This window comes from Pseudomonas sp. TE3899 (genome assembly GCF_056279105.1).
This window is the reverse complement of record NZ_JBWBQR010000001.1, coordinates 4,416,856-4,440,208: the sequence shown is the minus strand read 5'-3', so window position 1 is coordinate 4,440,208 and position 23,353 is coordinate 4,416,856. Positions and strand designations below refer to the sequence as shown.

Here is a 23,353-nt window from a genome sequence, read left to right as displayed (position 1 = left end):
TCAGCTTCACCACACTGCTTCCGTAGGGAAATGTCTGTAGCTAAATGCACCGATTCTTGAAGGACAATTCCCTAAAAAAGTAGGGAAAATCTGATTTCCCTGCCCTCTGCTCAAACCGCCCTGTTGCTCATGCAGAATCGCCCGCCCTCATTCTGCAGAGACACATCGGATGTTCGCGCCTGCCAATCAACCGCGTTTCACGTTGACCCTCGACGGTGTCCAGAATGAGCTCAAGGTGCTTGAGTTCACCGGCAAGGAAGCCATCAGCCAACCGTTCCGTTTCGACCTGGAACTGGTCAGCGAGCGGCCGGATCTGGAACTGGAAAACCTCCTGCACCGTCAGGCGTTTCTGAGTTTCGATGGGCAAGGTTCCGGCATTCACGGTCAGATCTATCGCATTGGCCAAGGGGATTGCGGTAAACGTCTGACACGCTATCAAGTCAGCCTGGTCCCGCGTCTGACCTACCTCGGTCAGCGCTTCAATCAGCGGATCTTCCAGCACAAAAGCGTGCCGGCGATCATCGCGCAGGTTCTCAAGGACCACGGCATCCAGCGCGATGCCTTCAAGTTTCAACTTGGCAGCGACTACCCCGAGCGCGAGTACTGCGTGCAGTACGCGGAAAGCGACCTGGCGTTCATCCAGCGCCTCTGCGCCGAGATCGGCATTCACTTCCACTTTCAACACAGCCCCGACGGGCATCTGTTGGTGTTCGGCGACGACCAGACCGTTGTTCCCGCCGCTGCCCGAACCCACGCTGTACCTGCCCGGCAGCGGCATGGCCGCGAGCGCGCCGGCGATCAAGCGTTTCAACGTGCGTTGGGAAACTCGGACTACAACCGTTACACGCCGGGACTACGACTTCCACAAACCGCGCCTGCAACTCGAAAGCCGTGTCGACAGCGAACAGCTGCCGGTACTGGAGGATTACCACTTCCCCGGTCAATTCACTGATCGCGAATCCGGCAAGCAACTGACCCAGCGAGCCCTGGAGCGCCATGCGGCGGATTACCGTCTGGCGGAAGGTCGCAGCGATCAATCGGCATTGGTCAGCGGACATTTCCTGCAGATGGCCGAGCATCCGCGTGCCGACTGGAATGTCTTGTGGCTGGTTACGGAAATCGAGCACCAGGGCCGTCAACCGCAAGTGCTTGAGGAGTCCGTCACCGACGACGGCGGATTCCAGGGCTACCGCAATACCTTTCTCGCGACGCCGTGGAGTGCGCCGTTTCGCCCACCGCTGGGGCCGGACAAGCCGCGCATGCTCGGCTATCAACATGCCGTCGTCACCGGTCCGTCCGACAGCGAAATCCATTGCGACGAATATGGCCGCGTCAAAGTCCAGCTCGCCTGGGACCGCGACGGCCAACTCAACGAGCATTCCAGTTGCTGGCTGCGGGTCGCCACCGGTTGGGCGCACGACCGCTACGGCAGCGTATTGATACCCCGCGTCGGCATGGAAGTGCTGGTGGGTTTCATCGACGCCGACGCCGACAAACCCGTGGTGATGGGCTGCCTACCCAACGCCGCAACCCCCGTGCCGCTGGACCTTCCCGCCGACAAGACCCGCAGCATTTTCCGCAGCCAGAGCAGCCCCGGCGGCGGTGGCTACAACGAATTGCGCATCGAGGATCGCAAAGGCGCCGAGGAAATTTACCTGCGCGCCCAGCGAAACTGGACTCAGCACGTGTTGAATGATCAACAGGTGCAAGTGGATAACGCCCGCAGCATCGTCGTCACCGGCATCGCCCGGCACGAGCTGAAGGCCGACGAGCAGCGCATCACCCACGGCCAGCGCCAAACCGAAATCCGCCAGGACGACCACCTGCTGGTGACCGGCGACCGCCACATCCGCGTGACCAGCCAGGCCCTCAACGCCAGCCAGCAATTCCATGTCCGCGCCGGCCAGCAAGTGGTCATCGACGGCGGCGCCAGCGCAACCATTCAGGCGGGTGGGCAGTGGATCAACATCGGCCCCGGCGGGATTTTCAGCAGCGTGCCGATCCAGGTGGGCGGGGCGCCGATGGCGGCGATGACTGCGGTTGCGAGTTCGCCAGACGTGCCACTGAAACTCGCCGCAGCGCCAGCGGCGTTGCTCAGCACCGCACAGATTCTCAGCCTGAAAAGTGATGCGCCGTTCTGTGAAGAATGCGAGCGCTGCAAGGAGGGTGTTTGTGCAGCCTGATCTCTTGGCTCCTCGCGACTGGCTGGAGCAGCAACCGCTCAAGCCCTCGGAAAAACTCTTCGCCATTTTCAGCAATGCCAGCGCCGCTGAACCTTTCGTTGCCTGGCAACGCTCGATCACCGCGCAAGCACCGAGCCCGATCTGGGCTGACACCGTGTATGCCGAGTGGGAACCGGTGATGCCCTTTGTGGGAATCGTTGCCGCTGACAGTGAGTTTTTGGAGTGGGTCGCCACCACCGAGTCTCGCGATTGGGGTTGGTTGGCGGTTTCTTCCGCGAGCCAGGAAGCGCTGGTCGAGCACTTGCGCTCCCTCACGCAAGCGCTGCTGCCCAACGGCGACTCGGTGTTTTTCCGTTTCTGGGATGGGCGTTATCTGCTGCCGATTCTGCAATCCGGCGAAGTCGATGGTGCGCAACTGCTCCCGCTAATCAGTCGTTGCCTGATCAACGGCCAGCCGCTCGAAATCGGTGGACGCGCACTGAAGAGTTCGCAGGTTTTTCCTTGGTGGCAGATCCCCGAGGCCCTGCTGGAACAACTCGCCACACAGTCTGAAATCACCCGGATCAACAACTTACTGAAGTGGCTGAGTGAGGACCATCGTGATCTGTTCGAAGCTTTTTCCTACAGCGTTTTGCGACACAAGGTCGCGAGTTTTCTTGGGGCGCCGTCCCTTCCTGGAGCACCGAAACAAGCCTTGGTGGATTACCTGACGGCGGAGCTGAATTGATGGATCAGATTGTGCGCATCGAGCAGGAGCTCGACAGTTTTCCAAACACCCTTTCCCTCTACCGTGAACAGCTTAAGCATTGGTTCAGCCGGACGGCGGACGCGGCCAGTCATGCGGCTGATTTGCCTTCGTTGATGGGGATGGAGCGGATCGTCCGGTTCGGCAATGCCAGCACCATTGTGGGCAGTGCTGACGACGACTTTATTTCCACCGTTGTGCAGTGTCCGAAGGGCGGAACGCTCGAGATCGAGAGCAAGTTCGAATCGGTTTATGACATCCCTGTAGGAAATATCCAGGTCGATGTGATTGCGGCCGATGGTTGGGGAGGTGACGCCGGTCACGCTGGATGAAAACGGTAAAGGGACATTCAGAGGAGAAGAGGGCAAGTTCTACCGTATTCACGTTCACGACGAAGTCACGCCGGAGCAGGTTGAAGATCTCTTCTCTTCCTACGATGGGCTGACGAGGGAGCTGGAAACGTGGCTGCGGGATGAGTGGCAGACGTTTAAACCGAAGTGGTCGGAATCTTCTTCGGCGGCTGTAGGCAATGGACTGCTCGCGGGCAGTTGGGCGGCTATCGAAGGCGTGTGGGACGGTATCAGCCTGCTGTCGGAGATTCTCAAGGATCCCGGAAAGTTTGCCGAGCGGTTGGGCGAGAGCGCCGCAGCGCTGAAAGACCTCGCGCAAACCGCCCCGCACGTTATGGAAAAAGCCCAATTGCTGGCCAGTGACGAGGCAGCGCTGTGCTTGCTGGTGCGCAGTGCCAGCCTCTGGTTGGACATGCTGCCACCGAGCGAAATCGCCGGTAAAACCGCCGAAGCAATGTCGATGATCGTGGTGCAGTTGTTGATCGACATCCTGATCGGCATCGTCCTGACGTTCGCCGGAGCGGTTGCTGGCATCGCCTACTTGACGATGCGTCTGGCGGACCGAGGCGCGCAATTACTCAGTGCCGTGCTGCGTCTGGTGAAGGCGATCTTCACGATCATCAACACCTTCATCAGCTACGTTGACCGCTACAAAAAAATCGCCGCACGAGGCATCGCGGCCGGCATGCAAAAAGGCCGGATGCGGCTGAACTGGCGTGCCCGCCGCAACGCTTCGCTGAAGAAAGACGAACACCACGACGACGCCCCCGACCAAGCGAAAAACCCCAACGGCGACAGCGCCACCTGTGTGCCATCGACCTGCAAAAATGGCTGCCCGGTGTCGATGGTCACTGGCGAAGAACTGCTGACGTTGACCGATGGCACCCTCGACGGTGTGCTGCCGTTCGACTTCACCCGGCTCTACCGCACCAGCGCCGCCGAGATCGACAGCGGCCTCGGTTTCGGCTGGAGCCACAGCCTGGCCCATCGCCTGGAAATCGATGGCGAACACGTCATCTGGATCGACCACGAAAACCGGCGTACGACCTTTCCGCTACCGAGCAGCGAACGTCCGACCATCCACAACAGCCTGTCGCGCGCGGCGATTTATCTCGGCGAAGAGCCTGAAGAACTGATCCTCGCCCAGGCTGGCGAAGAAACCCGTTTCTACCACTTTCACAACGGTTTTCTGACAGCGATTAGCGACGGGTACGACAACCGGTTGCGCATCACCCGCGACCACCAGGGCCGGATCAAACGCCTCGACAACGGTGCGGGCCGCGCCTTGCTGTTGCGCTATGTGCGGCGCCATTTGATCGCCATCGACTACCAGCAATTCCGCCCGGCGGCCACCCTCGAGGAGGCCTGGCACACCGAGCAAACGCTGGTCAGTTACGACTACGACGAGCGTGGCCGGCTGATCGCCGCCATCAACGCGGCCGGCGACAGCGAGCGCTACGACTACGACGACCATCACGTCATCCTGCAGCGGCAACTGACCGGTGGGGCGAGTTTCTTTTGGGAGTGGGAAAAGTCCGGCAAGGCTGCGCGATGCGTCCGGCATTGGGCGTCGTTTTCGCAGATGGACACGCGTTATGTCTGGGATGACGAAGGCAGTGTCACCGTCAAGAACATCGACGGCAGCGAGGAGGTTTACGTCCACGACGACCGGGCGCGACTGGTGCGCAAGGTCGAACTCGACGGCGGCGAACACCTCAAGTCCTACGACGAACAGGGGCGATTGATCGCCGAGCAAGACCCGCTCGGCGCGATCACCGAATACCGCTACGACGAAGTCGGACGCCTGGTGGCGCTGATTCCGCCGGAAGACGAGCCAACGGCCTACGAGTATCGCAACGGCTTCCTACACGCGCGCTATCGCGGCGACGCAGTGTGGACCTATCGCCGCAATGCCCAGGGCGATGTGACCGAGGCGGTCGATCCGGACGGGCAGGTCACCCATTACTACTACGACGTCCAAGGGCGGTTGCTGACGATCCGCTACCCCGATACCAGTCGGCACATCTTCGTCTGGAATGGTTTGGGGCAACGGGTAGAAGAGACCTTGCCGGGTGGCGGACAGCGAAAGTTTTCCTACGACGTCTTGGGGCGGCGGATTACCAGCCAGGACGAACATGGCGCCGTCACCCGTTACCAGTGGGACGCCGTTGGCCGACTGATCCAGACGACCCTTCCTACAGGTGCCACTCGCGCCTTCAGTTACAACGCCTACAGTCAGATCACCGCCGAGCGAGACGAACTCGGCCGCATCACCCGTTATGAATACGCCGAAGACCTGCACCTGGTCAGCCGCCGGATCAATCCCGACGGCACGCAGCTGAAATACCGTTACGACAATCCGCAACTTCTGCTGACAGAAATTGAAAACGAATCCGGCGAAAAATATCAGCTGGACTACACCGCCAATGGATTGATCCGACAGGAAACTGGATTCGACGGGCAGCGCACGGCGTATGCCTACGACCTCAATGGCCAACTGCTGGAGAAAACTGAGTTCGGTGATGACGGCTCGCGGTTGGTCACCGGTTACGCGCGGGATTCGGCCGGGCGCCTGTTGGTCAAGACCCTGCCCGATGGCGTCAAGGTCGAGTATCGCTACGACAGCCTCGGGCGCCTGGTCAGCGTCGATGACGGTCACGATCATCCACTGGAATTTGCCTACGACAAACAGGATCGGTTGATCACCGAGCACGAGGGTTGGGGAACGTTGCGTTACAGCTACGACGCCTGCGGCCAACTCAAACGCCTGCGCCTGCCGGACAACAGCAAACTCGACTACCACTACGCCAAGGGCGGTGCGCTGACGGCCATCGACCTCAACGGCGCGCGACTCACCGCTCATCAATTCCAATTCGGCCGTGAGCGTCAGCGCCAGCAAGGTTTGCTGCTCAGCGAATATGCCTACGACGATCAGGGGCGTTTGAAGGCTCACGCTGTCAGCCAACAGCAGCAACCGTTGTATCGCCGCGACTATGCCTACAGCGCCAATGGCAACCTCGACCACATCGCCGACACCCGCCACGGCCAGCGCAGCTATGGTTACGACGCCCTCAACCGCCTGACCCGCGTCCGCCACACCCGCGACGACCCACCGGAAAGCTTCGCCCACGACCCGGCGGGCAACCTGCTGATGCAGGACCGCCCCGGCGCGGCGACCATCAAGGGCAATCGCCTGCTGATGCAGGGCGACCGACATTACGACTACGACGCTTTCGGCAACCTCATCCGCGAACGCCGTGGTACTGCGCAAAAACGGGTCACCGAATACCGCTACGACTGCCAGCACCGGTTGGTGGGCGTTACGTTGCCCGATGGCAGCTGTGCGAATTATCGCTACGACGCCTTCGGCCGCCGCATCGCCAAAACCGTCGACGGCAAAACCACCGAATTCTTCTGGCAAGGCGACCAAGTCGTCGCCGAAAGCAGCCGCGAACACCACCGCAGCTACGTCTACGAACCCGGCACCTTCCGCCCCTTGGCCATGCTCGACGGCAAAGGCCCGCGCAAAGCCTGCCCGTTCTACTACCAACTCGACCACCTCGGCACCCCGCAGGAACTGACCGACTACAGCGGCGAAATCGTTTGGTCCGCGAAATACAACGCCTACGGCAACGTCACCCGCCTGACACGCGGGGCCGGCGAACAACTTGAACAGCCATTGCGGTTTCAAGGGCAGTACTTCGATGCCGAGTCAGGCCTGCACTACAACCGGCATCGGTACTATGATCCGGACATTGGCCGGTACCTGACGCCTGATCCGATCAAGTTGGCGGGCGGGCTGAACCAGTACCAGTACACGCCGAATCCGACGGGGTGGGTTGATCCGTTGGGGTTGAGCTGCCCGCCACCGAAAGCGGCTGGTTGTACAGTGCCGGGTGATACGACTGGCGCTAGGGTTGATGAGGGTGAGCCTGAACTACCGAAGCCCCAATTAAGTCCGGCGGAGCTTGCCGAGATAGAAATCAAACGTTTGGACACGAGCCAAGGCATGCATATGGTGGGGAAACATAGCCCTGAGGTTCCAGATAACAAATGGAAACAGAGAGCTATTGATGGTACGGACCCCATTACTGGTAGAAGACCCAGGAATCGACGTGGTAATCCAAGCTCCAGATTTATCAGTTGGGAGTTGATGCTGGAGGCTTACACTCTTGCAACAACGAGAACGGAGCGCGGGCTGTCTCAATTCACCGGTATAGACCGAGAGGGCAACAATATTGTCAGAATGAGACTTCCGGGTGCAGGGGAAGGGTACATACCAAATGCTAATTCAAAAGAACACCCTGTACGCGTTAGCATGGACCGCTTCGAGATGAAATTCGATGATAAAGGCATACCGTTTACGTTGTATCCAATTAGGTGAGGTGAGTATGTTTGTTGATCTTGGAACTGGGCAGCCATATGTTCCGACACCTTCATATTTTTTGGGGTGTTTCGATATTTATGATCGTGAAGAAACACTTGGAGAGGAGTTGGAGAAATTTAATCCGAATGATCCGGCGGATAGGGAAGAGTTAATACTCAAGTATTGTCTGGTTAGTAATCGTACCTACCGACATCATTTTTTGCTTTATAAATGTTTGGAACAGGCGCTTCAGGACAAAAGCTACGATTTCCAGGCACTTTTTAAGTATGACCCAGAGGCATATTCCTCATTTCCCTATGGGTGGGATGAAATGGAAAATACAAGAGTTTTTTTTGAAGATATTTACCGATTGGCAACTGTCGTATGGAAAGAAGACCTTCAAAGGGCCAGTCTTGAAGATCCAGAGAGTTGGTAAAAAGTCTAGTGATTGTTAGTTTGATTGCTTTTGGCCAGAATTTGCATTTTGGGGGCTGAGACAAATAGTGTTGCGAGACCCATTTTTAGGTGAAGAGTTTCATCCAGGTTTAATGTGGATTATTGGGGTTTTTGATGTTTATGATCGTGAAGAGACGCTAGGTGCGGAGCTTTCAATCTATGATCCTAACAATAGGTGGGATAGGGGCGAGCTGATTAGAAAGTACACATTGAATTTAGGCTATTTGAACTACCGACATAAGCTCGTTTTGGTGGAGTCTTTAGCAGAGAAGCTGAATGACAAAAGCTATGACTTCCAAGGTTTGTTCGATATTGATGAAGACGAGGCTGCGAGCTGGCCACGCGGTGAATGGTACGAATTAGAGAATCCTCGTGGTTTTCTTGAACATGTCTATACCTTGGCGCAAGAAGTCTGGAAAGATGAGCTGCTTAAGGCAGGGTTGGAAGATCGGTCCACTTGGTGAAGAAATAATTTTGAATTGTTTTGGCAATTTAAAATGGAGTGTTAGATGTCTGATCAAAAACTAACGCGTGGGGTAATTACAGATTGGGCCTATGGGCGCACTGTTATTGATTTGGCTGAAAGTGATTGTGATGGAGACGCTGCGTGCTTTGATAATGCTGTGATGAGGGTGCTAGGGGCCAAAGGCTTATTAGAATTTACAGCAGATCCAGCGTGCCCGAATAGAAGATATTTTGTAGATAGGTTTGTAACTCTTTTTTTAAGGATCTTTCGTTCGAATGGAAATCTTCCATTTTATTTTTCACGTTTTCTAGGAGTTAAGTCCAGAGAGGAATATAGGGCTGAGATGGAAGCGCAAGCGGAAGAGATTTATGATATCTGCTTGGTTTTAGATGGTATGAGGCTTATAAAAGATCCCGCAATACAGGCTCTTTACAAACAGCTTCTTGATTTTAGACATGCCTATACAAGTAGCAATAGCGACTTTTATTACAGAAGCTTGGTAGCGTTGGATTTGGGGCTTTTTGGTGGGGAGACGATGCGTTAAGTTGTTTTATTGGGTGGTGTGTCGTTGGTAGGTCTTTAGTTGTTGCTTTTTGGTAAGGAAGTAAAAGTTTGGATTTTCAATAAAGCTGTGGGGGCTTCAAATGATAGATAAGTATGTTGTGACTGTCCTGGCAGTAAGTCTCGTCGTTGAAAAAGAAGTTTTATTGCTTGTTAATGGTGTGGAAGTTAAATGCTTTGCGAGCTGCTGCTCTGAAAAAATTCAGGTAGGGGGATCCTATGAGGCCGAGTTCGAGATAGTCCTTCCTAATGATGACTTCATTACCGTTGCAGAAAAGCGACCCGACTCACTGATTGAAGTGATAGGCGATGGATTTTCATGCTTTATATATGGCTATTTGGACGGAAGTGTCTTCCGATCCTTTGTTGATTTTATGGATCAGGAAATCCACTACGACAATCCAGAGTTTAACGAACAATTCGTAAAGGTCAGGGTGGATAGGATTGATGTTTCTTTCTGATCGACAAACGAATAATTTGAATGATTGAATCTTTTTCGTTTTGCTTTGTTTTTTACTAAAATGACAGAATTTCCAGTTTCAGACGGCGTCATTAAAAAAATAACATGTGGGAGAGAGAGTCTTTTTATAGAGTTTCTAGATTGGCAGGAAGAACGCTGGATAATTACATTTGAGAATGTTCTGGGATTTAAATCCGTTGGGGCAGTGGGGGCGGAGATCTCAGAGATGTTTGTGAAGGATGTAACGCCTTTGTCGCAGGAGCTGGCGTTGAACGACTCTGCAAAAGTAGCGTTTAGCTATTGTTTTACTTGTGCTCGCGAGTGGCATGTTGTGTTGACAGTAGTAGCTAACGGGTATGTGGCTGAAAGGCGTGCATAGCTCTGGGAGTAAATAGAGTTTTTCCATTTTTCAATTCAGGCTGTAATTACGAAGATGAAGTGCTTAAAAAGTATGGCGATTGTATTGAATAATCAGCTTCTAAAGATTGCGTTTTTTAGTGGTCATAGAAAAAGAATTGCTGCAATGAAAAATTCGGATAATCATCAAGTGGAAAATTCCGGCTCTGCAACTGAGCAGCAAACCCTTGGTCGCGAACTTCTTTTTGTAAGTAGGGAGTGGAGAGCTGTTCCAAGCTCTAAATTTATAAGCCATAGAGCGCAACTGAATGCTTACAATGAATCGATGACAAGGGAGGCTAGAAAAATGTCTCGTTTTACTGGTGAGGATAGCAAAGGAAATTTGTTAGTAAGAATGGAGGCTGAAAATGTAGGTCAGGGATATGAGCCTAATCCTTTAGATCCAGAAAATCCGCGTTTCATTCCTCAAATGAATGCGTTTGAGATGAAATTCGACTTCGAGACGTTGCAGCCTATAGCGCTTTATCCGATAGAGAAAATCTAATGCTGATGCATCCATTTCTTGAGGTTCCATATAAGCCCCTCTTAGGGCATTTCCTCGGCGGGTTTGATATATATGACCGCGAGGAGAGTCTTGGTGTTGAATTGTCGGCATACGATCCAGACTGCCCTTCGGATAGAGAATTTTTAATATCTAAATTTATTATCAAGCGCTTCGCGGGTTTGAGTTATCGGCACAAATTTGTTTTGTTTTTTGTACTGAGTGAGGCTCTTGACGGTGACTCTAGTGCTTTCTCTAAGATTTTTGAGCATGATCCGAAGGCGCATTCTTTGCTTCCTGTTGGATGGAGTGAAATGATAGATCCAAAGGCGTTTTTTGAAGATATACACCTTAAGCTATCCGAAGCCTGGTGTGATGAATTGTATAAAGCCAGCCAAGAGGATTTTTCGACGTGGTAGGTGAGGAGTATGGCGATAAAGACGGAAGCAATAAGCAGGATTTTGAAGAGTTGTTCCAGTTCTTTGGTTGTTATTTTCATCAAGACTGGATGTGCATGCATAGGGCGGCAGATGAAGTAATACAGTCGTTTTTTATGGAGTCGTATGTCGACTCCATATTAGAAGTGCGTGCTCAGATGATGACCCTTTTGTCGTTTGATAAAAACGAAGTCGAGCTGCGGCAATTTCTATTGAGTGATATGTGCTGCAGTTACTGTTATTGGCTCGATTGGCCGTCTGGTGAATCTTGGTTGTTACATTTATTGGATTTGTTTGATCGTCAGCTCTTGAGTCTGAAGCCTAATCGTTAGCGAAATTTCCGGACAAGGTCGTCGGAAGTTTCCTTCAAGCTGTGGCGGTTTCCATGAACTGGTGCGATGTGAGATCCGTGGATAGTCTTTGGCTGTCGCTGCGAATGCAGTGGCAGGGTGTAGGAACCCTTAGGTATTCACCGCGCATCTGCGCTGTCGTCTGATTGCGGCACTTAATTCGTGTCCGTAAGATCGTTCGCGGCGGTTGTGCGCGGGACACGCTTCGGCGTGGCTGAGTTTGGTGGGTACCTCAGTTTCCTACTCCCGCGCACGGCTGCCACCCAAGCCCGTAGGAAAGGCCGTTGGTAGCTTCAATCTATCCCCCAAGGTCTAAAAAAAATGAAAACTCTTCATCCCGACCCACCCTACGAAAAACCAGTTCCTCACCCCGACAACCGCTACATGGCACTTACCAGCAATTGCTGCGAAATGCCCACCCTGTTCGTCGACACCCACGCCCCGCTCGATGTTTTGTATGACGCTGCCAACTATCGAATCCGCGCCGTTACCCAGGTGCTGGAAAACCTGTCCATGCGCGATTCCATCGAGTGTGAGTCCTTCATCCTCAGTGACTTTGCCTTGCTCTGTGCCATTCCGTTGCGCGATGGGTGTGATGTGTTGGATGTGATTGGGCGGCGGTTGCGGGCTCGGTCGCCGGAGTAAGGCTGCGTGATGATCGTTCCCACGCTCCTGCGTGGGAATGCAGCCCGTGACGCTCTGCGTCACCTCGGTATCAGGCGCGGCATCGGTGGTGCAGCTGGAACGCGGAGCGTCCCGGGAGGCATTCCCACGCGGAGCGTGGGAATGATCAGAGTGCGGAATGCCCGCTCGGCCGTGAACCCCTGACGTTCGGCTCGGTACAAGGTAAACTTCCCGGCCTTCGCAGGAGCAATCATGAATTATCGTCACGCCTTCCATGCCGGCAATCACGCCGATGTGTTCAAACACCTGACTTTGACCCGCCTCATCGCCCTGATGTCGCGCAAGGAGCAGCCGTTTGCCTATCTCGACACTCACGCCGGCATTGGTCTGTATGACCTGCAGGGTGATCAGGCGAGCCGTACCGGGGAGTACCTGGAAGGGATCGCGCGGTTGTGGGATCAGCCGGATCTACCGGAGCTGACCGCCGATTACATGAAGGTGCTGCACGACATGAACCCGGATGGCCAGTTGCGCTATTACCCGGGCTCGCCGGAGTTGGCGCGGCGCCTGACGCGGCCGCAGGATCGGGTGATGCTCAACGAGAAGCACCCCGAGGACGGTTTGCTGCTCAAGGACAACATGGCCGGTGATCGTCGGGTGAAGGTTCACTTGGGCGAAGGCTGGCATGTGCCGCGGGCGATGCTGCCGGTGCAGGAGAAGCGGGCGGTGATGTTGATTGATCCGCCGTTCGAGCAGCTTGATGAGATGCAGCGTTGCGCGGCGTCGCTCAAAGAAGCGGTGGGGCGGATGCGTCAGACCGTGGCGGCGATTTGGTACCCGGTGAAGGACCAGCGTCTGCTGCGTCGTTTCTATCAGGACCTGGCGGGCTCGGGCGCGCCGAAGTTGTTGCGGGTGGAGTTGTTGGTGCATCCGCTGGATACGCCGAACAGCCTGAACGGTTCGGGGTTGGCGATTGCGAATCCGCCGTGGGGGCTGGAAGAGGAATTGCGTGAGTTGTTGCCGTGGTTGTCCCAGAAGTTGGGGCAGACCCAGGGTGGGTGGCAGATGGATTGGCTAATTGCGGAGTAGCAGCGGTAAGTGGCAAGCGGCAAGCGACAAGTAAAAACGATTAGCGCAGGGCTTTTACTTGAAGCTTGAAGCTTGAAACTTGCCGCTTATAGCTATCTTCAGATCGGGCAAACCACGCCTGTACCGCCAATTCCGCAATACCCTTCAGGGTTTTTGGCCAGGTACTGCTGGTGATACGCCTCGGCGAAGTAGACCGTCGGCGCTTCGTCGATTTCGGTGGTGATGGTGCCTTTGCCAGCCTTGGTCAGTTCAGCCTGGAACACTTGTTCGCTGTGCTTGGCAGCGGCCAGCTGATCCGGGTTGGTGGCGTAGATCACCGAGCGGTACTGGGTGCCGATGTCGTTGCCTTGGCGCATGCCCTGAGTCGGGTTGTGCAGTTCCCAGAACATCTTCAGCAATTCTTCGTAGCTGACTTTGGCCGGTTCGTAGACCACCAGGACCACTTCGCTGTGGCCGGTCAGGCCGGAGCAGACTTCTTCATACGTCGGGTTCGGCGTAAAGCCGCCGGCGTAACCCACCACCGTACTGACCACGCCTTCGCGCTGCCAGAATTTGCGTTCAGCGCCCCAGAAGCAGCCCAGGCCGAAAATTGCGAAATCCACATCCATGGCGAACGGGCCCAGCAGCGGCGCGTCGTGGACGAAGTGTTTTTCCGGCAGGTTCATCGGGGTTTCGCGGCCGGGCAGAGCTTGTTCTTTAGTCGGGAGCACGTTTTTGTTCACCAGAATTTCCGAGCGCAAGACCATGATCAGTCCCCTCAGTCAGGTTGAATGTAAATTGTCAGACACGCAGTTTGCCCGAGTGTTTCGCCGCTGTCAGGCGAGAGGACCGCGCGGGTAGCGTTTGAGCTTTTCGATCAGCTCGGAACCCGGGATCGGGCGGTCGAACAGGTAGCCCTGGCCGACGTCGCAACGGTGGCGCCGCAGGAACGCCAACTGCTCGGCAGTCTCGATGCCTTCGGCCACGACCTTGAGTTTCAGGTTGTGGGCCATGGCGATCACCGCGGAGGTGATTTCCATGTCGTCCTGGTTGTCCGGGATCTCGTGGATGAAGCTGCGATCGATCTTGATGATGTCGATCGGGAATTTTTTCAAGTAGCTCAGCGATGAGTAACCGGTGCCGAAGTCGTCCATGGCCAGGGTCAGGCCCAGGCGCTTGAGTTGGTCGAGCTGCAAGTGCGTGTCTTCGGTGGCTTCCAGCAGCAGGCCTTCGGTCAGTTCCAGCTCCAGCAGGTTCGACGGCAGGGCTTCTTCCTTGAGGATGCTGGCGATGGACGCCACCAGGTCCGGGTCGGAGAACTGCTTGGGCGACAGGTTGATTGCCACTTGCAGGTTGCCCAGGCCAGCAGCCGTCAATTGCTTGCTCATGCGGCAGGCCTGGCGGGCGATCCATTTGCCGATCGGAATGATCAGGCCGGTTTCTTCCGCCACGCTGATGAACTGGTCCGGGCGGATCATGCCTTTTTCCGGATGGTTCCAGCGCAGCAAGGCTTCCATGCCCAGCAGGCGACCGCTGCGCAGGCACAGCTTGGGCTGGTAGAACACGTCCAGCTCGTTCTGGGTCAGGGCGCGACGCAGGTTGTTTTCGACAAACAGCTTGTAGCTGGCCTCGGCGTTCAACGCTTCGGTGAACACCTGGACCTGATGTTTACCGTTGGCCTTGGCCTTGTGCAGCGCCAGGCCGGCGTTGCGCATCAGGGTCTGCGGGTCGCGGCCGTGCAGCGGCGCGCAGGCCAGGCCCACGGAGCCGGTGACGCTGATCAGCTGGTTATCGACGAACATCGGCTTGTCGAGGGTCGCCAGCAACTGGTTGGCGACTTGCTGGCCGGCCGAGAGGTCGGTGTTGTCCAGCAGCACGGCGAATTCGTTACTGGCGAAGCGCGCCAGGCTGCCGCTGGAGCTCAGGCTATTGCGCAAGCGCCGGGCGAGGCTGATCAGCAGTTTGTCGCCGGTCTGATGGCCGAGGCTGTCGTTGATCCGCTTGAAGTTGTCGATGTCCACCAGCAACAGGCTGATAGGGGTATCGCTGTCTCGGGCGAAACGTTCATCCAGGTTGCGGATAAACGCCGGGCGGTTGCCCAGGTTGGTCAGGTTGTCGGTGTAGGCCAGGCGCTCGATGCGCTGCTGAGCCAGTTTGGTCTGGGTGATGTCTTCGTAGATGCCGATGTAATGGGTCAGCTCGCGGTTGTCGCCATAGACCTTGGAGATCGACAACTGGCCCCAGTACGGTTCGAGGTTTTTGCGCCGGCTCTTGAATTCGCCCTGCCAGCTGTTGCTCTTGGCCAGCGCCGAGGGCGCGTCGAACAACAGTTCGCTGAGGTTCTCCAGCGCCGGCAGTTCCGACAGGCGCTGGCCGTGGACTTCTTCGGTGCTGTACTGGGTGATCGCGGTGAAGCTCGGGTTGACGTACTCGACCACGCCGTCGCAATTGACCAGCAAAAAGGCGTTGGCACTTTGCTCGACCGCACGCTGGAACAGGTGCAGGGCGCTGGTGGCGGTGCGGCGGTTGTGGTTGTTGATGACCTGGGCGAACTGATCCGCCAGCTCACCGGCAAAGGCGATTTCGTCCGATTGCCAGGCGCGGGTGGCGCCGGTCTGCTCCAGGCACAACACGCCGACCACTTGGCCATCGACGCGGATACTGGCGTCGAGCATGGCGTTGACGTCCCGTGGCCGCAGGCTTTCGGCCATGTCCCGGGTGCGCGGGTCGCGGATCGCGTTGTGCGCATCGATGGCGCGGCTGGTGTGCAGGGCGTCGAGGTAATCGGGGAAACTGCTGGCGTCGATCGGCTCCGGCATCAGGTATTCCTGAGTGGCGCGGTGATAGGCCGAGATCGGCACCAACGTTGAGCCTTCGAGGTTCCACAGGCTGGCGCAGTCGATTTCGTAGATGTCGCAGGCACAGCGGGTGATCAGTTCGGCGGCTTCTTTCAGGGAATTGCCGGTGCTGTAGCGCTGGCGGGTCAGCAGCAGGATCAAGTCTTGCTGGGCACGCACCCGGTCCAGGTGCTGCAGTTGTTCCTGCTGCGCGCGCTGGTTGAGTTCCAGGGCGATTTGCAGGCGCGAGTTCTGGGTTTCCAGGTCCAGGGCCGGCAGCAGCGGCTCACCGTCGAACAAGCCATCGACGACCAGCAGGTAGCCGCGCAGCAGGTGCCGATTGTGTTGTTTGTAGGCTTCGCCGAGTTCCAGCAGGCTCAAGGTGCCGGCGGCGGTGTGCAGGGTGTAGCGAATCAGGTAATGCGGGCTGTCGGCGAGTTGCAGCTGGATCGCGTCATGCAGTTGATAGCGCGCTTCGGGCTCCATCAGGCTGGCGTAGGGCGAACCCACCAGCGCACACAGCTCCACCGCCGGCAGGCCGAACTGGCGTTCGCAATTGGGATCGAGAAACAGCAACGCCCAGCTCGCTTCATTCAGCCGTTCGAAACGCAGCATGCCGAGCCGCGAGGGCACAGGCAACTGCGTCACTACCTCGGCCACCATACGGCTGGCGGCATCGGGTTGGCTTTTCATGGGAGGGAACTCGCTTCGAATATGCTGATCGCGCCGGGCTCTCGCCCTCTTAACTGTTGCCTGCGGCAAGGTTGCATCATTGCGGCACCGACTGACAAGAGACATGAAGGCCAAGTGCTATAAGAATATGTCGGCAGGAGGGGGGATTTCTCCAGCGCGGGGGTGAAAGTAATCGTTTGGAGCCCTGTGGCGAGCGAGCTTGCTCGCGCTTGAGTGCGCAGCGCTCACAAAAATCCTGAGGCCGCTGCGCAGCCCAGCGCGAGCACGCTCGCTCGCCACGGGATTGCGAATTACCTTAAGTGAATGCTGATGGATTGCAGCAGCCCGCCCTCCCGATCGTGGTAATTGACCCGAATCTGCTCAGCCTCAACCACCAGATGCGCAAAGTTATCCTGGCTGACCACCTTGCTCGTCAGTGCGTGCCGATAGTCCCCGGCCGTTGTTTGCGCCAAAGGCTGATCGAGGATGAACGTCGATTTGTGGGCATACGGCAGCAGCTTGCTGTTGCACAGCGGCGACGAAACGATGGTGTGCACCTCGAAGTCCGGATCTTCGCTGTGGGTCAGACGACTGGTCAGGGAGCCGTGGACATCGCCGGAAACGACGATGACGTTCTGGATGCGATGCGTACGAATGGTTTCCAGCAGCCGCAGGCGTTGTTCCGGGAACGCCTTCCACGCGTCATCACCATGAAGCTTACGATCGGGGTAGAACATCACGCTGGTGACCACGAACTTCACCCGCGCCGGGCTGTGGATCAGCCATTCAAGCAGCGCTTGCTCCTGTGCTTCATCGAGGATCCGTCGATCCTGGGCAGACAAATTGCGTCGGGTCCGGCTATCGGTGATAAACCATTCAATATCACCCTCGGCAAACTGGTACCAATACTGTTCCAGCTTCCGGCTTATTTGTCCGTTCGCCAATAGTTCATGCGCGGGGCTGTGGCTGGCCTGATACAACTCATAGGCGGCGATGGCGTTTTTATACAAGTAATCATCGTTTCCGCTTTTATTGGCCGGCCAGTTGTCTTCGATTTCATGGTCGTCGAGGATCATGTAAGTCGATGTGCCGGACATCAACTTACTGATATTGGGTTGGGAAAACGCCGCCCGGTACTTGCTGAGGATGTCCTTGTATTCACGGTCAGGGGCAATACGGTTCATGTCATCGACATAGATCTGGTCTCCGGTCATCAGCGTGGCGCTGATCGGCGGATTGGCGTGCTCCGCCAGTTGCGTGATCGAGGCAAAGATCCGGTCGCCCAGATGCGGCGCCGAGGCAATGCCCGCCGTCATGCGCAGGTAGCGGCACGAGCCGACGATATAGGCTCGGGGCTGCGCGTGCTGGCTGGAGCGAGTGCGAAATTGATAGATCTCCCGCGGCCATTGCAAGGGCAACTCCTGCACCGTTTCCACGGTATGCACCGGGTTCATCGGGCTGAACCAGCCAGCCTGATATTCGTACTCGGTATCTTCATCCAGATTATTTAATGCAATAACGTCGGACATATCCCGCAAGAGCGACAGTTTGGCAAACACGCCTTTAGTCCAGCGTTCATCGCCCGCGCGCCGGTAACGGATGCCGGCAAATACGGTGTCGCTGTCCTGTGTATTACCGCGCAAGAAAATGCGCGCGTGATGAGTTGTAGTGTGGCCAATGATCGGGCCGACAGTCGGTTTGAACATGTTTCGAATCCGTTCGAAGTAATGCTAACTAAGCTATTAAGGGTGTCAAAGTTCGTGCTGAACTTATGGCAACTAAGACTAGTTACTGGCCGGCAAAAAATATCGAGTCGAAGGGGACTGGAGTTGTAGGTGAAATCAGCCAGGAATGTAGGAAAGTGCCGAGGTTTTTACGAGGCAAAAAAAGCCCCGCCAAATTGGCGGGGTTGAGGTACGAGCGTGGCGCTCGGAAATCTTGGAACACAACAGGCCCTCCGGTGAAGGAGGGCCCATCGGTTGTTACAGCAGGATGGTGCGGATGTCCGCCAGCAGGTCGCTCAGACGCTTGGTGAAGCGTGCAGCAGCGGCGCCGTTGATCACACGGTGATCGTAGGACAGCGACAGCGGCAGCATCAGTTTCGGCTGGAAGGCTTTGCCGTCCCAGACTGGCTGGATGGTTGCCTTGGAAACACCGAGGATTGCCACTTCCGGCGCGTTGACGATCGGCGTGAAGCCGGTGCCGCCAATGTGGCCGAGGCTGGAAATGGTGAAGCAGGCGCCTTGCATGTCGTCAGCAGTGAGCTTCTTGTCGCGGGCCTTGGCAGCCAGCACGGCCGCCTCAGCCGCCAGCTGCAGAAGGCTCTTCTGGTCGACGTTCTTGATGACCGGTACCAGCAGGCCATCCGGGGTGTCGACCGCGAAGCCGATGTTCACGTACTTCTTGCGGATGATCGCCTTGCCGCTTGGTGCCAGCGAACTGTTGAAGTCCGGCAGTTCCTTGAGCAGGTGCGCGCACGACTTGAGCAGCAGCGGCAGGATGGTCAGCTTGACGCCGGCCTTTTCTGCCACGGCTTTCTGTGCGATGCGGAACGCTTCCAGGTCGGTGATATCAGCCGAATCGAACTGAGTCACGTGCGGGATGTTCAACCAGCTGCGGTGCAGGCTCGACGCGCCGATTTGCATCAGGCGAGTCATCGGCACTTCTTCGGTTTCACCGAAGCGGCTGAAGTCCACGACCGGAATCGGCGGGATGCCCGCGCCGCCGGTTGCGCCAGCCGCAGCGGCCGGTGCTTCCTTGGCCTTCTGCATCATCGCTTTGACGTAAACCTGCACGTCTTCTTTGAGGATGCGACCGTGCGGACCGCTTGCGCCAACCGCGTTCAGCTCGACGCCGAATTCACGGGCCAGTTGGCGAACAGCCGGGCCGGCGTGAACCTTGGCGCCAGGCTTGGCCGGGGCAGCAGCAGGTGCGGCCGCTACCGGTGCGGCAGCGGGTGCAGCGGCGGCTGGAGCAGAAGCGGCAGGTGCGGCAGCAGCGGCCGGGGCCGGTGCAGCAGCAGGCGCAGCGCCTTTGATTTTCAGCTTCAGGATCAGGTCGCCGGTACCGACTTCGTCATCCAGCTTGATGGAAACGCTTTCCACCACGCCAGCGGCAGGCGATGGAATTTCCATGCTCGCCTTGTCGGATTCCAGGGTGATCAGCGACTGGTCGGCGGTGACGGTGTCGCCAGCCTTGACCAGCACTTCGATGATCTTGGCCTTGCCCGACGAGCCGATGTCCGGGACATGAATGTCCTGAACGCTGTCGGCAACCGGTGCAGCCGGGGCCGCAGCGGCTGGCGCTGGAGCAGCAGCAGCGGCAGGTGCAGCCGCCTGAGCTGGCGCGGCCGCAGCAGGGGCCGCAGCACCCGCCACTTCCAGGTCCAGGATCAGATCGCCGGTGCCGACTTCGTCATTGAGCTTGACGCTGATGGCCTTGACCACGCCAGCGGCAGGCGATGGGATTTCCATGCTTGCCTTGTCGGATTCCAGGGTGATCAACGACTGGTCAGCCGCGACGGTATCGCCAACCTTGACCTGGATCTCGATGATCTGGGCCTTGCCCGACGAACCGATGTCCGGCACGTGCACTTGCTGAACCGAAGCGGCAGCAGGCGCGGCAGCCGGAGCAGCGGCGGCAGGTGCAGCAGCCGGTTTCGCTTCAGCCTTGGCAGCCGGCGCAGCAGCGGCAGGCGCAGGGGCCGGCGCAGCGGCACCTTCGACTTCCAGCTCCAGCAATTCGTCGCCTTCTTTCAGGCGATCACCCAGCTTCACTTTCAGGCTCTTGATGATGCCGGCTTTCGGCGCAGGCACTTCCATGCTCGCCTTGTCCGACTCAAGCGTCAGGATGCTCTGGTCGGCTTCGATACGGTCGCCGACCTTCACAAAGAGTTCGATTACTTCACCTTCACCGCTGCCGATGTCAGGTACTCGAATGAGTTCGCTCACAGATTGTCTCCTCAGCAGTCCAGTGGGTTGCGTTTTTCCGGGTTGATCCCGAACTTGACGATAGCTTCAGCCACCACCTTAGGTTCGATATCACCACGGTCAGCCAAGGCTTCCAGGGCTGCCAACACCACAAAATGACGGTCGACTTCGAAGAAGTGACGCAGCTTTTTACGGCTGTCACTGCGACCGAAACCGTCGGTGCCCAGGACTTTGAATTCCTTGGACGGGACCCACTGACGAATTTGTTCAGCGAACAGCTTCATGTAGTCGGTAGACGCGATGACCGGACCTTTACGGCCGTTCAGGCATTCTTCGACGTAGCTCAGCTTAGGCTTCTGGCCCGGGTGCAGACGGTTGCTGCGCTCCACGGCCAGGCCGTCGCGACGCAGTTCGTTGAAGCTGGTAACGCTCCACACGTCAGCGCCGACGTTGAACTCTTCACGCAGGATCTTCGCGGCTTCGCGGACTTCACGCAGGATGGTGCCGGAGCCCATCAGCTGAACGTGGTGCGCCGCTTCGCGGGTGTCTTCTTCGAGCAGGTACATGCCCTTGATGATGCCTTCCTCGACACCGGCCGGCATGGCTGGCTGCTGGTAGGACTCGTTCATCACGGTGATGTAGTAGAAAACGTCCTGCTGCTCTTCGGTCATCTTCTTCATGCCGTCCTGGATGATCACCGCCAGCTCATAGCCGTAGGTTGGATCAAAGGTGCGGCAGTTCGGGATGGTGCCGGCCAGGATGTGGCTGTGACCATCTTCGTGTTGCAGGCCTTCGCCGTTCAGCGTGGTCCGGCCGGCGGTGCCGCCGATCAGGAAGCCACGGGTACGGCTGTCGCCAGCGGCCCAGGCGAGGTCGCCGATACGCTGGAAGCCGAACATCGAGTAGAAGATGTAGAACGGCAGCATTGGCTGGTTGTGGCTGGAGTACGAAGTACCGGCAGCGATGAAGGAGCTCATGGCGCCCGCTTCGTTGATGCCTTCTTCGAGGATCTGGCCCTTCTTGTCTTCCTTGTAGAACATCACCTGGTCTTTATCGACTGGCTCGTAGAGCTGGCCGACGGACGAGTAGATGCCCAACTGACGGAACATGCCTTCCATACCGAAGGTACGGGCTTCGTCCGGGATGATCGGAACGATGCGCGAGCCGATTTCCTTGTCCTTGACCAGTTGCGCGAGGATCCGCACGAAGGCCATGGTGGTGGAAATCTCACGGTCGCCCGAGCCGTCAAGGATGGCCTTGAGGGTGTCGAGTGGCGGCGTCGGGATGTTGAAGCTTTGCGCGCGGCGCTGTGGCACGAAACCGCCCAGTGCAGTGCGGCGCTCGCTCAGGTAGCGGGCTTCGGCGCTGTTGGGTTCTGGCTTGAAGAACGGCAGGTTTTCCAGCTCTTCGTCGCGTACTGGGATGTCGAAACGATCGCGGAACAGCTTCAGGCTTTCAACATCAACCTTCTTGGTGTTGTGCGCAGTGTTCTTCGCTTCGCCGGCACCGGTGCCATAACCCTTGATGGTCTTGGCCAGGATGACGGTCGGTTGTTCTTTGTGGTTGACCGCTTCGTGGTACGCCGCGTAGACCTTGTACGGGTCGTGGCCGCCACGGTTGAGTTTCCAGATCTCGTCGTCGGACAAGTCTGCAACCATCGCCTTGAGTTCTGGCGAGTTGAAGAAGTGTTCACGCACGAACGCGCCGTCTTTGGCTTTGTAGTTCTGGTACTCGCCGTCGATGACTTCGTCCATGCGACGTTGCAGGATACCGTCGACGTCTTTGGCCAGCAGTGGGTCCCAGAAACGGCCCCAGATGACTTTGGTCACGTTCCACTGAGCACCGCGGAACACGCCTTCGAGTTCCTGGATGATCTTGCCGTTGCCGCGAACCGGGCCGTCGAGGCGCTGCAGGTTGCAGTTGATGACGAAGATCAGGTTGTCGAGCTTCTCGCGGCCAGCCAGGGAGATGGCGCCCAGGGATTCCGGCTCGTCGCACTCGCCGTCGCCCAGGAAGCACCAGACTTTCTGCTTGCCTTCAGGGATGAAGCCACGGGCTTCCAGGTACTTCATGAAGCGTGCCTGGTAGATCGCCTGGATCGGGCCAAGACCCATGGATACCGTCGGGAACTGCCAGAAATCAGGCATCAGCCAAGGGTGCGGATAGGACGACAAGCCCTGGCCGTCGACTTCCTGGCGGAAGTTGTTCATTTGTTCTTCGGTGATGCGGCCTTCCATGAACGCACGGGCGTAAACGCCTGGCGAGGTGTGGCCCTGGAAGTAGATCAGGTCGCCGCCGTGTTCGTCGGTCGGGGCCTGGAAGAAGTAGTTGAAGCCGATGTCGTACAAAGTGGCGCTGGAGGCGAAGCTGGAGATGTGACCGCCCAGGTCCGAATCTTTCAGGTTCGTACGCATCACCATGGCCATCGCGTTCCAGCGAACCAACGAGCGAATGCGGCGTTCCATGAACAGGTCGCCAGGCATGCGTGCTTCGTGGGTCACAGGAATGGTGTTGCGGTATGGCGTGGTGATGGCGTAAGGCAATTGCGAACCGCTGCGGGTTGCCAATTCGCCCATACGGGTCATCAGATAGTGAGCGCGGTCTTCGCCTTCTTTGTCGAGAACCGATTCCAGGGCGTCCAGCCATTCCTGGGTTTCGACGGGATCGAGGTCTTGCATGGCTTGCTCCAGGGCGGAAAGGCTTCCAGAATCGGTTGCCTGAGTTTGCGACTGGCCTTGTGGGCAGACGATATAAATTCTTGGATTGCCGAGAGGTTGTTCCGGCGGCGTGTAGTTTTACTACAAATCAACGGGCATTTCAGCCTTTCGAATGTATAGACGAGTAGTAAAACTACAGATGAATGGCTTGTGGCCTCCGGCTGCGTTGTGAGAATAATCGTTAAGGTTGGTCTTTTGCCAACCAGAAAAGGTGAAAGCTTGATGTTGGCTGCC

Annotated in this window: 16 protein-coding genes and 2 pseudogenes; 13 read left to right on the top strand and 5 right to left on the bottom strand. The window is 57.1% G+C overall.

Features of this window, described 5'->3' with window-relative positions; translation table 11 throughout:
• The first annotated feature begins 169 nt into the window (after positions 1-169).
• The 13 genes and pseudogenes from ACZ89E_RS20205 (at position 170) to ACZ89E_RS20145 (ending at position 12,985) form a co-directional block, all read left to right on the top strand.
• Positions 170-2,183, top strand: a pseudogene (locus ACZ89E_RS20205) (type VI secretion system Vgr family protein).
• Positions 2,173-2,910: a DUF4123 domain-containing protein gene (locus ACZ89E_RS20200; RefSeq protein WP_476256320.1), complete on the top strand. Its 738-nt coding sequence runs from the start codon at positions 2,173-2,175 to the stop codon at positions 2,908-2,910. The pseudogene ACZ89E_RS20205 and the gene ACZ89E_RS20200 overlap by 11 nt, the downstream one beginning before the upstream one ends.
• Positions 2,910-7,662 (top strand): annotated as a pseudogene (locus ACZ89E_RS20195) (RHS repeat-associated core domain-containing protein). The gene ACZ89E_RS20200 and the pseudogene ACZ89E_RS20195 overlap by 1 nt, the downstream one beginning before the upstream one ends.
• A 7-nt stretch (positions 7,663-7,669) precedes the next feature.
• Positions 7,670-8,080: a hypothetical protein gene (locus ACZ89E_RS20190; RefSeq protein ID WP_463259192.1), complete on the top strand. Its 411-nt coding sequence runs from the start codon at positions 7,670-7,672 to the stop codon at positions 8,078-8,080.
• Positions 8,081-8,147: 67 nt separating this feature from the next.
• Positions 8,148-8,564: a hypothetical protein gene (locus ACZ89E_RS20185; RefSeq protein ID WP_463259193.1), complete on the top strand. Its 417-nt coding sequence runs from the start codon at positions 8,148-8,150 to the stop codon at positions 8,562-8,564.
• A gap of 45 nt (positions 8,565-8,609) precedes the next feature.
• The gene (locus tag ACZ89E_RS20180) at positions 8,610-9,110 is read left to right on the top strand and encodes a hypothetical protein (protein WP_476256319.1); all 501 of its coding nucleotides are present in this window, start codon (positions 8,610-8,612) and stop codon (positions 9,108-9,110) included.
• A gap of 100 nt (positions 9,111-9,210) precedes the next feature.
• Complete coding sequence (locus ACZ89E_RS20175; protein ID WP_476256318.1) at positions 9,211-9,588, top strand: hypothetical protein; 378 nt, start codon at positions 9,211-9,213, stop codon at positions 9,586-9,588.
• Between the two features lie 24 nt (positions 9,589-9,612).
• Positions 9,613-9,966 (top strand): hypothetical protein, encoded by a 354-nt coding sequence (locus ACZ89E_RS20170; RefSeq protein WP_476256317.1) that lies wholly within the window; start codon positions 9,613-9,615, stop codon positions 9,964-9,966.
• Positions 9,967-10,038: 72 nt separating this feature from the next.
• A complete protein-coding gene (locus ACZ89E_RS20165) occupies positions 10,039-10,488 on the top strand; it encodes a hypothetical protein (protein ID WP_463259197.1) in 450 nt (149 codons plus the stop codon).
• Complete coding sequence (locus tag ACZ89E_RS20160) at positions 10,488-10,904, top strand: hypothetical protein (RefSeq protein ID WP_476256316.1); 417 nt, start codon at positions 10,488-10,490, stop codon at positions 10,902-10,904. The genes ACZ89E_RS20165 and ACZ89E_RS20160 overlap by 1 nt, the downstream gene beginning before the upstream one ends.
• Positions 10,898-11,254, top strand: a complete 357-nt coding sequence (locus ACZ89E_RS20155; protein ID WP_476256315.1) for a contact-dependent growth inhibition system immunity protein — start codon at positions 10,898-10,900, stop codon at positions 11,252-11,254. Before ACZ89E_RS20160 ends, ACZ89E_RS20155 begins: the two co-directional genes overlap by 7 nt.
• A gap of 339 nt (positions 11,255-11,593) precedes the next feature.
• The gene (locus ACZ89E_RS20150; protein ID WP_149659218.1) at positions 11,594-11,917 is read left to right on the top strand and encodes a hypothetical protein; all 324 of its coding nucleotides are present in this window, start codon (positions 11,594-11,596) and stop codon (positions 11,915-11,917) included.
• A gap of 231 nt (positions 11,918-12,148) precedes the next feature.
• Entirely contained in the window at positions 12,149-12,985 is an 837-nt protein-coding gene (locus tag ACZ89E_RS20145) for a 23S rRNA (adenine(2030)-N(6))-methyltransferase RlmJ (protein WP_476256314.1), read from the top strand.
• A gap of 98 nt (positions 12,986-13,083) precedes the next feature.
• Here the strand turns inward: ACZ89E_RS20145 and msrA are convergent, their stop codons facing one another.
• From msrA to aceE, 5 genes are all read right to left on the bottom strand, one after another.
• Complete coding sequence (msrA, locus tag ACZ89E_RS20140; RefSeq protein WP_149659220.1) at positions 13,084-13,731, bottom strand: peptide-methionine (S)-S-oxide reductase MsrA; 648 nt, start codon at positions 13,729-13,731, stop codon at positions 13,084-13,086.
• 69 nt (positions 13,732-13,800) lie between these two features.
• On the bottom strand, positions 13,801-16,494 hold the full coding sequence (locus ACZ89E_RS20135; protein WP_149659221.1) for a sensor domain-containing phosphodiesterase: 2,694 nt from the start codon (positions 16,492-16,494) through the stop codon (positions 13,801-13,803).
• Positions 16,495-16,784: 290 nt separating this feature from the next.
• Positions 16,785-18,179 (bottom strand): alkaline phosphatase D family protein, encoded by a 1,395-nt coding sequence (locus ACZ89E_RS20130; protein WP_476256313.1) that lies wholly within the window; start codon positions 18,177-18,179, stop codon positions 16,785-16,787.
• Between the two features lie 276 nt (positions 18,180-18,455).
• Positions 18,456-20,423, bottom strand: coding sequence for a dihydrolipoyllysine-residue acetyltransferase (aceF, locus tag ACZ89E_RS20125; protein WP_476256312.1), 1,968 nt, complete (start codon positions 20,421-20,423; stop codon positions 18,456-18,458).
• Between the two features lie 11 nt (positions 20,424-20,434).
• Positions 20,435-23,080, bottom strand: coding sequence for a pyruvate dehydrogenase (acetyl-transferring), homodimeric type (gene aceE, locus ACZ89E_RS20120; protein WP_133837944.1), 2,646 nt, complete (start codon positions 23,078-23,080; stop codon positions 20,435-20,437).
• Positions 23,081-23,353: the final 273 nt, after the last annotated feature.

What these genes read in the sequence shown, in the direction of transcription:
- ACZ89E_RS20190 (WP_463259192.1), top strand. Translation starts at nt 7,670, where the DNA reads ATGTTTGTTGATCTTGGAACTGGGCAGCCATATGTTCCGACACCTTCA.
- ACZ89E_RS20165 (WP_463259197.1), top strand. Translation starts at nt 10,039, where the DNA reads ATGGCGATTGTATTGAATAATCAGCTTCTAAAGATTGCGTTTTTTAGT.
- ACZ89E_RS20150 (WP_149659218.1), top strand. Translation starts at nt 11,594, where the DNA reads ATGAAAACTCTTCATCCCGACCCACCCTACGAAAAACCAGTTCCTCAC.
- ACZ89E_RS20180 (WP_476256319.1), top strand. Translation starts at nt 8,610, where the DNA reads ATGTCTGATCAAAAACTAACGCGTGGGGTAATTACAGATTGGGCCTAT.
- aceE (WP_133837944.1), bottom strand. Translation starts at nt 23,080, where the DNA reads ATGCAAGACCTCGATCCCGTCGAAACCCAGGAATGGCTGGACGCCCTG.
- ACZ89E_RS20135 (WP_149659221.1), bottom strand. Translation starts at nt 16,494, where the DNA reads ATGAAAAGCCAACCCGATGCCGCCAGCCGTATGGTGGCCGAGGTAGTG.
- ACZ89E_RS20130 (WP_476256313.1), bottom strand. Translation starts at nt 18,179, where the DNA reads ATGTTCAAACCGACTGTCGGCCCGATCATTGGCCACACTACAACTCAT.
- ACZ89E_RS20145 (WP_476256314.1), top strand. Translation starts at nt 12,149, where the DNA reads ATGAATTATCGTCACGCCTTCCATGCCGGCAATCACGCCGATGTGTTC.
- ACZ89E_RS20175 (WP_476256318.1), top strand. Translation starts at nt 9,211, where the DNA reads ATGATAGATAAGTATGTTGTGACTGTCCTGGCAGTAAGTCTCGTCGTT.
- ACZ89E_RS20160 (WP_476256316.1), top strand. Translation starts at nt 10,488, where the DNA reads ATGCTGATGCATCCATTTCTTGAGGTTCCATATAAGCCCCTCTTAGGG.
- msrA (WP_149659220.1), bottom strand. Translation starts at nt 13,731, where the DNA reads ATGGTCTTGCGCTCGGAAATTCTGGTGAACAAAAACGTGCTCCCGACT.